Below are 12,599 nucleotides of genomic sequence, written 5' to 3'. Positions count from 1 at the left end.
GTGAAACCACCGTAAGCCGCTCTGGGGGGCCGTCATTGCACCAATTTTCGTGGATCGAGCCGGGCCTGATGCGCGTTCCCGCCACCTGGACCCGAACTCAGATCGCAGGCCATGGCCGGTGCGGCCGCGAACGCCGGCAGCTCGTCATGCCCGGCTTACGTGTCCGCTGAATCAGTCCTCGACCACCCGTCATTCGAGTAAGGCCGCCACGGGTGGTTGGCACCTACCGAGGGGAGTAGCCGTCGATGTGTGTACCGGTGCCGTCGCTGCGCACCATCAGCGTGGCGCCGGGGGCTGGCACGACCTCGGTGATGTCCGTGCCAGCTGGCACGGGTTGCGCCGACAGTGACCGGCAGTCGCGGTCGAAGACGACTAGTGATGGCTCGGGGTCGAATCCCTTGCCGCGGTTAAACACGGCGATGATCTGATCGGTCAGCCAGGCGGTGGCCTCGAACTCACCGTCCACCGGCGTGGCGTCAGGGCTGATGACGCACCGCCGAGCGCCTGCCGCATCGTGCAGTGCCACGGTGCCACCGCCGGGCGATGTGACGAGCAAGTCGCCACGCGGATCCCCGCCGAACGCAGATGTCTCACCGAGCGGCACCGAGGCACGCGAGGTGGTGTTGAGGTAGACCAGTGGGCTCGGGTCCTGCTCACCACTACCCGAGATCCAGAACGTCATCGCGACACCGGCTCCGGTGGAGTCGACGTCCTCGGCGATGAACGTCCAGGTCTCGGGGCGGCCGGCACCCGGGATCGGCACCCTGACGTCAACGCCCGCAGACCCGGTGGCCGCGTCGACCACCGTGACTCTCGCGTGGTCACCCCACATGTTGAGGCACAACAGTTGCGTGGGGGTGTAGGCGGTCTTGGAACAGCCCCTCGAGTGTCGCCACGTCTCCTCGCCGGTGCGCGGATCAAAGCCCATCATCACCGTTCCCGTCGACTGTGCAAGGAGCCGCGGCAACGACGGGTACGGCTTCCGTTCGGTGGAGTTCTGGTAGCCGTCGAACGCGCCGCGCAGATCCTCATTCAGTGATGTCCACAGCTGCTGGCCGGTGTAAGCGTCGAACGCGATCAGGCTGTCGGACAGTGCTGCGATGAGCACCGTCCCGTCGTCGTAGACGTGCACGTCGTCGATCGCGGTGTAGGCGGGGCGGTAGTGCCAGCGCTCCACACCGTCGGCGCCATAGGCCGTCAGGTTGTCATCGACGACGACGGCGAATCCAGGTCCGGCGCGCACGACGCGGGGCTGCGCGTCAGGACGGCCGAAGACGGTGACCTCAAACCGCCTGTCACCCAATTCTGGTGGGATCGCCGGGACCTCGGTTGGCGCAGACATGGTGGCGTCGACGGGCCGGTCATCGTGACCGATGCCGGACACCCCACCGATCACGACCGCACCGATCACAACGGCAGCGGCTACTGCCACGATCAGTACAAGGGCAGACCGCCTCCGAGTCACGTCGTCAGCCACAGGTTCTCGAAGACGTGACACATCGCGGCGACCACCGCGGCCGCGGTAGCGGCGACAACGACCGTCACCGCCCCGCCGGGTCAGGACAGCTCGCGCATCCCTCGAGACCCTGCTCATCACGCTCATTGCCCTTCGCTACGACAGTTCCACTGGTCCATTTCCTATGGAACCACGCCCGGAACCCGCTCGATTGCACCTCTTTTCGCCTTGGCGACATTCAGTCCATCGTCCTAGTGCGCTCGTGGCGACAGCCTTCCTCGGCGCGGGCGTCCCCAACGTAATCGGCGCCAAGAATCGCTGCAGATGCGTGACCAGATGCGCCTCGGCGCTGGCCCTTCTTGTGTCGTCGGTGCACTCCAAATTTCGGCCGCCGGCGAGCTTGTCGCAGGTTTAGCGGTATCCGTGCTGGACATCGCGGCCGCGGCCGGGCTCACCTTTCTTGCTATCGGGGCGATCGCGACCCACGAACGCGTCGACGATCAGAAGGGCCAATTCTGGCCGCGATTGTTCTCTCCTCTCGGGTCGCGACGGCACTCGGCCGTCTCCTCAGCGAAGGGTTTCGCGCATTACCGGTAAGGTCAGATCGCTGGGGACGGGATGATGAAAGGGATACACATGGCTGAGCGCGTAACCCGACAAGTCGTTGACGACATCGACGGCACCGATATCACCGACGGCGGAGGCGAGACGATCGAGTTCTCCGTTCGTGGCGTGAGCTACCGAATCGATCTGTCCACGCGGAACGCGTCCAAGTTCGACAAGACGCTGACCCCCTACATCAATGCAGCACGCGAGGTTTCTGGTCAGGAGCGGCCCCGTAACCGCCGAGCCAAAAAATCACGGAGCACGAAGGCGGAGGCGGGAGCTAGCCCATCGGCCATTCGCGCCTGGGCCGCCGAAAACGGGTACACAGTCAGCCCCCGCGGCCGCGTCCCCCGCGAAGTGCTCGAAGCGTTCGAGGGCGCCACCGCGCGGTAACGGCGTTCATACAGGCGCAGCTACCCAGCGGAGCCCACGCCCCCACGGCCGCCCACATGAGTGGATCGCGCTTCCCGATCAGCCAAGACCTGAGTGAACCAGCCCTGGTAGGGGAGTCCGGACCGAAGCGGGGAGCCGGACGTAAGCTCAAGTTCCACCTGTGCCGGGTCTACGTGATTAACAACGGTTATCGCACCAGTCCAGAGTTCCAGTGGTGCCCCTTGGGGCTGGTTCAATCCCAGTATCGCGCACCAGTATTACCGCAGTTCAGGACCGGACCGTTAACATCCGGCGGCTCCTGCGTAACCGCAAGGATCGCTCCGCGTACACATCGGTGCTCCCGCGTCAACGGCAGGCAATCCTCGACCTCGTTCGGCGACACACCCGGGCTATGCGGGTCCGGGATCTCGACTAGGTCGGCCCTGCAAAGGCCGTGGAGGTGATGTCCGCCCCCGCGAGCGGCGGCACTCCGCTGTCGGTGGGCGACGAATCGGCGTACCTCGTCAACGACATCGAGCCGGCGGTTGGATCCCTTTCAATAGTGGCGCTCTCTCGCGAAGACGTCACGCTCCTGAGTCTCGGAATCGTCCAGTTCATCGGACAGTCGATGGATAATGCGTTCAACCATGAAAGTGTGTTCTATGGATCGCGGTATAAGAGGCCGGGCCGGCAGCTGTGACTTGAGCCCCCTGTCGTGGTCGGCTGGCGACCTCACCGAACGTCCACACATAGCCAAGAATGGTCGCGACGCCATTGCGATCAGCAAGCGTCGCCCAGCCCGGGCCGCGGTTTTGAGCCTCAGCGCCGGCGTTGAACTCACATCAAACGGGTGGCGATAGCGTGGCAGGAGACGGTGGCGGATTTGCCTCCTTCGGGTTGCGCTATCAATACTTTGCGACGGTTGATCACTTCTTACAGCAACTCGCCGAGCACAGCGGCGATGTGAGTGGCTTAGTGCTGACGGTGGAGCCCACCCGGTTGGAACAGGTCTCCGACGGGGACCCCGACGAGGTCGTGGACTACGCGATTGCGGGTGTGGGCGGTGGGGGATCAGCAACCGCGGAAAGTGTCCAGGTCAAGGGGTCGCGCCGACCGTCGGCGCGAAACCCAATCAAGCCCTCAACGGTGAACGCGATCTTTGCCAAGATGTCGGGTGACCCAACGTCGAAGACCGTCTTGACCAACAAGCCGTTGTCGAAGCGGCTACGTGAGCGGTGCGGTCCGCCGGCGTCGACGACGGCGTCGCAGGACACATACGAGCTCCGAGCCGGTCAACACTTGCTGGGTCGCATCGTTCACGACAAGCGCACTGTCGACGACGTCAAACTGTCGGTGCTTGAACGCATCCGTACGTTACGGGTCGATCACGCACTCGGACCGGGAGTGCGGTCTGCAGGCCTCCTTCGGTCGCACTTGCTCGATCGAATCTTCGACTCCGCCGCCGGCTTGTCTTCGAGAACGATCCCCGCGGCCGAGGTCCTCGATCTGTTGCACATCAGTGACAACGAGATTGGCCACGCGTTGCGCGGCTATGACTGGGGCGTCCCATTGCTGGAAGTCCCGCGGGTGGTGTCTGCGGTACCGCGGGCTGAAGAGCTGGCCACGCTGATTGAATTCTTCGACGCCAGCGTGGCAGGCCGCACGCCGGCGACGGTGGTTCTGTCCGGCGTGACGGGCTTCGGCAAGACCACCCTTGCCGCGGACTTCTGCCAACTCAACCGGCACATGTACGAACAAATTATCTGGATGGACTGCCGCGCAGACGGTCTCATCACCGCAAAAGCGAGAGACGTCTTGGCGAAGATGGGTCAGCCCGCAGACGACGATGCTGATGTCGCAACGCTGTTCCGCAGCGCCATCGCAAGCGTCGCCGGCCCGTTCGTCCTGGTCTTCGACGGCGCAAAGGATCGCCAGCAGATCGAGGCCTTCGTCCCCACGAGCGGGTGCGGGATGACCGTTGTGACCTCCACCAACAGCACGACGTGGTGGACCGCCGCCCACCGAATGGCCATCCACGCATTCACCCAAGACCAAGCGATCGCCTGCTTTGCCAGTTATGCCGACGTGGACGCCTCCAACCATCGGGCCGCAATTGCAGACATCGTGGCGCGCTTGGGGCGCGTACCACTAGCCGTCGCCATGGCTGGCCTCTACTTCCGCGACTCCGGTAGCGACATCGCCTACCTGTCGGTCGGCTATTTTGACGAGCTGGCCGCCCTCGACGACCCTGCCTGGAAGCCAGAAGGCTTCGATCACACTGCGTTTGCGGCGATTCATTTAGCCGTCGCCAAACTGCGTGACGCGAAAGCGGGCAGCGACGAGGATCGTGGCCACGCGCAAGAGCTCATACATAGCAGCGCCCTGCTGGCTCCCGAACTCATACCGTTCAACATGATGCTTCAGATTGTGGACGCCGACCACACTTTCGACCTCGCGCATCCGCCACGCCCCCACGTGGCCGGAGAACATCGCCGCAATGTCATCATGACCAACCTCAATACTCAAACAATTGCGCGCAGAACACGTTACGTCGATCGAACCGGTGTGGAGAACCCCGCCAGCGATACCCTCAACCTGCACCCTCTTGTCCACGAGATCCTTCACAAGATCGTCGTCGACATCACTGCGCCCATTGATCTGCTGCGGCTGCTCACCGATCTCATGGGAACCGTGTATGGATGGTTGGACGAGATGCGCAACGAGGGGTTCTTCTTCCCCGTGGACCAGCTGCTGGTGCACGCTGACACCGTGTTGAAGACCGTCGACGACGTCGTCGGAAATGTTGAACCGGACGCTGACAGCGAGCAGCTGCTTAACTACCGTTGCGCCGCCGCTTTGCTCAGATGCGAGGCAGCCAACGCATACTCATCGCGTGGGCAGTACGAGCGCAGCGTCGCTTCGATCGAACGCGTGTTGAACGACGTCAATAGCCTTGCTCTGCCACCGCGCGGCCGAACCATCATCACCAAGGCCGCAGCGGACGCAATAGCCGACACATACATCGGTGAACTCGGTGTCGAGCGAGCAGTGAAGCTGGCGGAGCGCGCGTTGCAGGAACTCCGGCAACTGGAGGTCACCGATCAACCCAAGATCGGTGAGCAGACGTACTTGTGCGCACGTGTGGCGGCCGATGCGCTCCAGCGGTTCGCAACCGCGAAAACTGAAGCCTTCCGCCGCGACTTCAATGACATCGCAGCACGTCAGCAGCGCTCACCATCGCTCACGGGCATGATGCAAGACATCAACGGCGCCAACAAAGCCGGGAACCACAGGCTAGCCTTGCAGGTGATCGACACAGCCCGAAGGGCGTCCCCAGCGGCGCCCATGCAAACGTTCCTTGACCACCAAGCCGCAACAGCACACCTGGCCCTGAATCAACACCGTGAGGCTGCAGCAGTCATCGAGCGGATATTGGACGCCGATCCGGGCACTCATCTGACCTACGCGTTCCGCAGCATCTACATCGCACTCGACACAGGGCTCCGACTGGCTGAGCCCCAGTGGCGTCGCAGCCGATCCGCGTCGCACCTGTCGAAGCTTCAGGGCGAGGTTCGCCGACGGTTGACACAATGAAGGCGGTCGAGTTGCGACGACGACTGACGGCCGTGCTGGCGCTTGCGCCGTTTCGCTGGGTTCGTCCTCCATTTCGGCCTCAAGCCACTCACCTGAGATCGCGACTAACTTACATAACGATGCTTATTCTGCGTTCGCGTCCTTGACGCCTCGCGCGAAGCGGCAGTCAGTTACGTCGCTGGCGTGTTTTGAGAAGCTCGTACAGGGGGTTGAGTTCGGCGGCGGTGCGGGTGTCGGCGCCGGGCGCCGTCGACGTAACGCTGTGAGGTGACCATCGACTCGTGGCCGAGGAGCTTCATCAGTGTGTAGACGCTGACGTTGGCGTTGGCGAGTTCTGTGGCGCAGGCCGTGGACGAGTGCGCCAGAGGCTCGTTCGCCATTGATGCCAGGCCCTTCTTGAATGCGCGCAAGATGCGGTACTGCAGCGTTCCGCGGGTGATGCGTTCGCCTTTGGTTCCGACGAACAGGGGAGCGGTCGGACCGAAGTCGGCCAGCGTGCCGCCGTTGGAGCCCCGCTTGCGCGTGTGGGGAAAGCGGGTCCTGCGTGTTTCTAGGTAAGCATCGAGGACTGCGATCTGGCGTCTCGGGTTAGGGCCACTCGGAGGCCTGGTGTTCCAGCAGATGCAGACGGCGACATTCAGGGCCCGTGCTCACTACTATCGATAGCAGGAGCGGGGTCTCAGTCCTATCGGTTCGTAACCGAACGTTCCACAGAAGCGGGAGATCCGAGTGTGAAACTCGGCGGCCCACCATCGGGGCTGTAGCTCAAGGACGTAGAGCGCCCGCTTTCTACACTTACGTGAGCTTCGCGATGGAGGCCGCTAGCTCTTGCTCCGTGAGCGCCAGCGGTGAGTAGAACTGTTTCGCTAGACCCTTGACTTTGCGCGATGCAGTACTGCTTCGCACTAGCGACGGGCTCTGTTCGGCGAGTTCCGCCGCCACCATGTCGGACCAGACGTCGCGAGGCAGCGTTTTTTGAAGCATCACGTTCACTTGCCGGTCGAGGGTTTTCGTTACCGCAAGAGCAACGATCATCTCGCCGTGACCGAATTCGACTACATCCCCGACCTGGAGGGTCCGGGGGCTTCGTTTCGCCACCTTCATCCACTGATTAGCAGCGTCCGTGGTCCACCCTGCCACCTGGGTCACTAGAGCGTTATCAGCTCGACCGCCTGCGTGGATGAGGCAGTTCCGCATCAGCCTCAACGTGTCAATCTGGCTGCGCGGCACCGCCGAGAACGTCTCGTTCGATGCTGTCGCAATGATGTCGTGCTGCGTCGCGAGGCGGCTCCGTTCGGAGGTCCTCGGGGCAACCAGCCCCGCTTGCTCGAGCAGGAAGATGCAGCTCTTCAGGTAGTCCTCGTGGAGCGCCAGGGCGTACGGCACTCCCATCGCACCAAGATGGCCATCTGCGTTGTCCAAGAGCCGCCTCGCCGCATCACTCCTCAGGTTAAACCGCCTGATGTGAGCCACGTTCGGAAAGACCGCCGGCAGCAGCTGATCAGATCCCTCCGTGAGCTGCAGGAGATGAGTCGCCAATTGCGCCCCTGCCAGTAACGCCATCATGGCGTCGCTTGCAGCGATTCTGGCCGCTTCATACTCGCGATACTGCTTGTACTTGATGAGAGTCGGATACCCGGTCAACGTCATCCCTTCTCTGGTGTCAGCGACGTCCCGGAACTGAACAGGCCGCTTTCAACTCGCCACGGTGAGTATGCGGACAGGACATAAGTATTCACCAAACGAAACAGATTGTAGCGCAGTGGGATTGAACCGAAACTGACATATCTTGACACGCGGATACCTATGACGGCGAGCAACCCGACGCCTGCTGATAAGTAGCAGCAACTGCTAAGCACGCGACACCTAATGGCGCGAAAGTCAATGAAATCTGCACGAGACGGTGCTTGGTCCAAGCGATCTTGCTCATCTCGACAAGCTGTCTTGACAGCACCGGGACTAGGTCCGAGTCGCGGAGGTGTTCGCTCACCTCGTCCTGCGTACGAAGTCGCAGATGCCCAAAGTAGATGAAATTGACGGGCGCTTCAAACTCTAGTTTGGAACTCCGCAGGCGAGGTCGCACTGTCCATACGCAGCACAACACAGCCGCTATGAGGAGGATTACACCGACCACGTACCATATCAGCGCCCAGCCGCTGACTCCGTCCAGCGCACGATCTTTTCCAGACAACGTGACGACGCCGGCCAGCAGTGCCGACTCGACTGCGAGAGCGAACGAGGCCTTAGCGTCCACCTTGCCGGTCCAGTCGGCAATTGCAGCGTGGATTCTCCACCCGGTGTCTACCGGGTCAGGCCGTTCTAGTTCAGGATTTTCGGTGCTCACTGTTCACGGCCCCCAATACGCGTTGGTTCCGTAAACTACGACCGAATTATCACCTATCAATTTCGGATGCGGAAAGCGATACCAGATGTTCGACACTGTACCGTTCGCGTTGGGAAAGGATGCGACTTCGTCGTCCATATCATCTCGAACGGCTTCCGAAACATAAATAGCATAGCCGTCCTTCAAATCACTCAATTTTGCCGCCACGTTTGGAGCGCTTCCTATGGATATTAGATCATTGTTATCCCTCACGCCGCCTCGGACGATTAGCGCCTCGCCCGTGTCTATACCAACGCGGTGCGTAATCCTGCAAAAATCTTGACCGTCGGACCACCAAGTCTTGATTGCCTCGGGAATAATCTCCTCGACCGCCCAGTTAATAGCTAATGCAGCGCGCGTTGCGCGAGTGTTTCTGTCTTCACCCACGAAGATTGCCATCACTCGATCACCGTCAAAACTACGGATTTCGCCGTCGTAATGGCGAAAAACCCGGGTTGCCGAGTTGATGTAAGCGCGTATTATTTTGGCAACTGTTTCCTTGTAAAGGTTTGATTGTATAAGTTTGGTTGATTCACCGAGGTCTGCGTATGCGTAAGTCGCGTTAAGGAGCCGACCGCCGTTTTTCAGCGCTATGTCTTCGGTCTTCGGCACAACTAATCCAGGGGCGATGTTCCATTCTGCTTTGAAGATGTCGCCTACTGTCGCCTCGATACTGGGATACATCGATGCCATCAACCTCGGTTCGAAGGGAGGGGTATGGACAATGTCATGGCTTCCATGTGTAGGAAGAACTGTAGTAAAGGACCGACTTGCCGCCGAATGTAGCTGTGCCCATTTTCTGCCACATATCTTTGTCACCGCGGAACTTAGTCTCCTTGCTTAGGCGGCTATAAACATCGCTAAATATTGTCAACGGATTTTGCCTAAGGTCACTTAGATTAGCGGCAATGTTTGGTGCGCCGCCGATGCTAATTATGTCGTTCTGGCCATGGACTCCGCCTCGGACAAGCATCGCCTGGCCGGTGTCAATACCGATACCATGGTTCACGGTCCAGTCGAAATTATCCCATTTCGATGCGAGCCTGTCTTGGATGACCTTACGGACCGCCCAGTTGATATTCAGTGCGGCTTTCGCCGAGTTCGAGTTCTTCGACCCGCCAATGAATATCCCCATAACTCGGTCGCCGTCAAAACTGCGAATGTGGCCCCCTCGCGCCCTGATGATGCGAGTAGCCGCATTTAAGTAACAACGAATTACTTTCGCGACCTTTGTGTCACTGTATTGCTGGGCTAGTCCGGTCGAATCCGCCATATCCGCATAGAGATAGGTCGCGTCGAGGCGTACGGCACCATCTTTGAGCGCTATATCAGTCGTCTCTGGAACTACTTGGCCGTTGCGGATTGCCCAGGTTGGGTCTAATACTCCGTCGATTCCCGTGCTCACATCGTCTGCAAGTCCCATGTTCCCTTCCCCTCCATTGCAACACAAGCAACGTAGCTTTCATTGAATTGGGCCGGGTAGTTTTCAGGGATCCTGGTAGCCTGGGCCAGCATCTGAGCGCGCGACCCATCGACCATGACCTTCAAGACCGCCTCTTCGGCCCGCAGTAGCGAGGCATCGCCACGCTGAAGGACCCGAGGAATGAAACCCTCGCTCCTCGGCCACGTGCACGCTGGGACCTGACAGTCTGTCGATAATTGGCGCCACATGCACTGCGTCACAGTGACGAAACAAAGGCGAACGGTTGGGGCGAAGGGTGCAAGGGTGGCAACGGTGAATCGCACCGTCGGCAGCCTTGAGATGGTGGCGTGCGCCAGTTGGCAGCTACGTAACCTCTTCATGGATCACCTAGCGGCCCAATCAAGTCAGTAAGTGACCGTGCGACGACGGCGGCGTGCTCGCGCCCTCAGGCCAGGTTGGGCGGCAAACAAGCAGCAATCCGCCGACCGCAGTGGTTCGACTTTTCTGGAACTGCTATGGCGTACCGCCAGATTGAGTGGGAAGTGGCCGCATCCCGCCGACCGCCAGGTTCGTTGCGAGACCCGCCATCCGTATTGCGAGCGGACAACAATTATCAACACCTGAAATCGACTGAGGCGCAGCTTTGCCTGAATGAAGCTGACATAATAACTATTATTTTGCGTTCGCGTCGTTGACGACTCGCGCGAAGCGACAGTTAGTGACTTCGCTGGCGTGTGTTGAGAAGGTCGTACAGGGGGTTGAGTTCGGCGGCGGTGCGGGTGTCGGTGCCGGCGCCGTCGACGTAACGTTGTGAGGTGACCATTGATTCGTGGCCGAGGAGCTTCATCAGCGTGTAGACGCTGACGTTGGCGTTGGCGAGTTCTGTGGCGAAGGTGTGGCGCAGACCGTGGACGAGTGCGCCAGAGGCTCGTTCGCCGTTAATGCCGGCCTTTTTGAATGCGCGCAAGATGCGATACTGCAGCGTTCCGCGGGTGATGCGTTCGCCGTTGCTTCCCACGAACAGGGGAGCGGTCGGGCCGAAGCCGGCCAGCGTGCCGCCGTTCGAGCCCCGCTTGCGCGTGTTGGGAAAGCGAGTCCTGCGTGTTTCTAGATACGCATCGAGGACTTCCAGGAGTTCCGTGCCGATCGGGATGCGGCGATCTTTGTTGCCCTTGCCGCGGACGTGCAGGACGCCGCCGTCGTCGGTGCGGCGTATGTCGCCCACGTTGGCGTTGAGCAGTTCGTCGGCGCGCAGGCCGGCCAGCAATGAGGTGAAGACGATGGCGCGGTCGCGCTCGGGCCAGTCGCTGCTGCGGGTAGAGCCGTGGTCAGCGTCGATCGCAGCCACTAGATCGGCGACGGCCTGGGCGGGATAGCTCTTCGGCAGGCTCTTGGGCACCTTTGGGCGACCGATCAAGGGCATCGGATTGGCCTCGAGCAGCTCCGCGGTGAACAAGAAGGTGCACAACGTATTCCACGTCGACCAGCAGCGCCGGACCGATGCCGCTGAGTGGGTAGGCGGCGAACGCCAAACGCAACCCATCCCTCGAGAGGTCATCGGTGCGAAGGTGCGGCACGGCCTCGGCCGTGCCAGCGATTCGGACCGCGATCGCTTCGAAGTCTTGGCGGTAGGCCTTGGCCGTGTGCGGTGACGGCTTGCGGATCGCGCGATCGGCGAGGAAGTCGCTGAACCAACCGGGGTACGGCGACACGGCTGGCTGTTGACTGCCTTGGGGCACTGCACCAGTATGCCGGGACTGATGGATAACAGTGGTTATCCACGATGGACTCGCTGGGCAGACCCTGCCCATCTGCGGCGAACGGTTGACGATGGCTCTACTACGACGTCCTGTCCAGCTGGAGTGGCGCCTGGCGGCTGTCCCGCTTACCCAATAGTGACGGCCGCGGAGTGTCGCGCCGACGAATTTAGGCTGTGGCACCGTCGTTTTGTGGCTGGTGCCCGCCTCGGGGTGAACTGGTTTCGAATCACACCCTCGAATCGGACGCACCCGGCGGTTCGCGACATGGAGATCGTAGGCCCTTACACTTGGCGGGGCCGCTCTGAGTGGCGGGCGACTCGGGCTCGGTTGCCGCATTGTGGGGAACACCATTGGCGACGGGTGTTGTTCTTGACGAAGTAATAGGCGCAGCTTGGCGCGACGCAAGGGCATAACTGACCCCATTCGGGGCTTTCGACGAATTGGATCAGACGACGCGCCAGTACAGTGGTGAGCGCGTCGAGTCGAGTTCCGCCCGATTAGTTTTCACGGTGCTGCACCTTGGGTCCGTCTAACGTCATCTCCGGCCAGACCATGCTAAGCGCCGAGCTGTCATTGACAATGGCTATGGCGGCACGGACGTCGCGGACCGGTTACTCCCCTAGAGACCGGGGGTCTTGAGTCCGCTTGCTTGCAAGCGTGCGGGCTGCGTCGCGTAAGGACACTAGGCGTACGACGGCAGCCTGCTCGTTGATGCCAGCGTCCCCGCGCCGCGGAGTCAGGTCCGTCCAGGAGGACGCATCGCGCACCCACGGCGCAGTTCGGAGGGGTCGGCCAGCACGTCGTGAAGGCGGCCCCCGCGAACCACAGACAGCGTGTTGAGCAATTTAACCACCACGGGTTCTTCGTCTGGGTAGTGCCCAGTCGACATCGGCGCACCTCCTTTTGGGAACCTGGGCCCTGGACAGCCCGCGAGGATAACGGTACTCCCGTTCATGAGCGTTAGTGCTGGGCGTCGGCAAGGTCACCGCCCCCGGTCCTGCCGAT

The 12,599-nt window shown here is 61.2% G+C and carries 11 protein-coding genes and 1 pseudogene; 4 read left to right on the top strand and 8 right to left on the bottom strand.

What is annotated here, in order from left to right:
* Positions 1-223: 223 nt before the first annotated feature.
* The gene (locus G6N61_RS01230) at positions 224-1,432 is read right to left on the bottom strand and encodes a BamB-related PQQ repeat family beta-propellar protein (RefSeq protein WP_163916452.1); all 1,209 of its coding nucleotides are present in this window, start codon (positions 1,430-1,432) and stop codon (positions 224-226) included.
* Positions 1,433-1,780: 348 nt separating this feature from the next.
* Here G6N61_RS01230 and G6N61_RS01225 point away from each other — a divergent pair, with 348 nt between their 5' ends.
* From G6N61_RS01225 to G6N61_RS01210, 4 genes are all read left to right on the top strand, one after another.
* On the top strand, positions 1,781-2,053 hold the full coding sequence (locus tag G6N61_RS01225) for a DoxX family protein (RefSeq protein ID WP_163916450.1): 273 nt from the start codon (positions 1,781-1,783) through the stop codon (positions 2,051-2,053).
* 39 nt (positions 2,054-2,092) lie between these two features.
* The gene (locus tag G6N61_RS01220) at positions 2,093-2,455 is read left to right on the top strand and encodes a histone-like nucleoid-structuring protein Lsr2 (RefSeq protein ID WP_163916448.1); all 363 of its coding nucleotides are present in this window, start codon (positions 2,093-2,095) and stop codon (positions 2,453-2,455) included.
* Between the two features lie 433 nt (positions 2,456-2,888).
* Positions 2,889-3,134 (top strand): hypothetical protein, encoded by a 246-nt coding sequence (locus G6N61_RS01215; RefSeq protein WP_163916446.1) that lies wholly within the window; start codon positions 2,889-2,891, stop codon positions 3,132-3,134.
* A 161-nt stretch (positions 3,135-3,295) separates the two neighbouring features.
* On the top strand, positions 3,296-6,028 hold the full coding sequence (locus tag G6N61_RS01210) for a tetratricopeptide repeat-containing protein (protein WP_163916444.1): 2,733 nt from the start codon (positions 3,296-3,298) through the stop codon (positions 6,026-6,028).
* A 170-nt stretch (positions 6,029-6,198) separates the two neighbouring features.
* Here the strand turns inward: G6N61_RS01210 and G6N61_RS31305 are convergent, their stop codons facing one another.
* The 7 genes and pseudogenes from G6N61_RS31305 to G6N61_RS31300 form a co-directional block, all read right to left on the bottom strand.
* A complete protein-coding gene (locus G6N61_RS31305) occupies positions 6,199-6,438 on the bottom strand; it encodes a hypothetical protein (RefSeq protein WP_407666224.1) in 240 nt (79 codons plus the stop codon).
* A gap of 385 nt (positions 6,439-6,823) precedes the next feature.
* A complete protein-coding gene (locus G6N61_RS01200; RefSeq protein WP_163916442.1) occupies positions 6,824-7,678 on the bottom strand; it encodes a hypothetical protein in 855 nt (284 codons plus the stop codon).
* A gap of 154 nt (positions 7,679-7,832) precedes the next feature.
* Complete coding sequence (locus G6N61_RS30630) at positions 7,833-8,282, bottom strand: Pycsar system effector family protein (protein ID WP_264076787.1); 450 nt, start codon at positions 8,280-8,282, stop codon at positions 7,833-7,835.
* Positions 8,283-8,375: 93 nt separating this feature from the next.
* A complete protein-coding gene (locus tag G6N61_RS01195; protein WP_235887094.1) occupies positions 8,376-9,104 on the bottom strand; it encodes an adenylate/guanylate cyclase domain-containing protein in 729 nt (242 codons plus the stop codon).
* 34 nt (positions 9,105-9,138) lie between these two features.
* Positions 9,139-9,834, bottom strand: a complete 696-nt coding sequence (locus G6N61_RS01190) for an adenylate/guanylate cyclase domain-containing protein (protein ID WP_163916440.1) — start codon at positions 9,832-9,834, stop codon at positions 9,139-9,141.
* 715 nt (positions 9,835-10,549) lie between these two features.
* Positions 10,550-11,573, bottom strand: a pseudogene (locus tag G6N61_RS01185) (tyrosine-type recombinase/integrase).
* Positions 11,574-11,875: 302 nt separating this feature from the next.
* A complete protein-coding gene (locus G6N61_RS31300) occupies positions 11,876-12,040 on the bottom strand; it encodes a CGNR zinc finger domain-containing protein (RefSeq protein ID WP_264076788.1) in 165 nt (54 codons plus the stop codon).
* Positions 12,041-12,599 lie beyond the last annotated feature (559 nt).

It is taken from the genome of Mycolicibacterium arabiense, from assembly GCF_010731815.2.
GTDB classification, from domain to species: domain Bacteria; phylum Actinomycetota; class Actinomycetes; order Mycobacteriales; family Mycobacteriaceae; genus Mycobacterium; species Mycobacterium arabiense.
Note: the sequence above shows the minus strand (reverse complement) of the source record. Positions and strands in the feature narration are given on the sequence as shown.

Coding starts and splice junctions, on each gene's coding strand:
- G6N61_RS01220 (WP_163916448.1), top strand. CDS start 2,093: ATGGCTGAGCGCGTAACCCGACAAGTCGTTGACGACATCGACGGCACC.
- G6N61_RS01195 (WP_235887094.1), bottom strand. CDS start 9,104: ATGGCATCGATGTATCCCAGTATCGAGGCGACAGTAGGCGACATCTTC.
- G6N61_RS01190 (WP_163916440.1), bottom strand. CDS start 9,834: ATGGGACTTGCAGACGATGTGAGCACGGGAATCGACGGAGTATTAGAC.
- G6N61_RS01225 (WP_163916450.1), top strand. CDS start 1,781: ATGCGTGACCAGATGCGCCTCGGCGCTGGCCCTTCTTGTGTCGTCGGT.
- G6N61_RS01200 (WP_163916442.1), bottom strand. CDS start 7,678: ATGACGTTGACCGGGTATCCGACTCTCATCAAGTACAAGCAGTATCGC.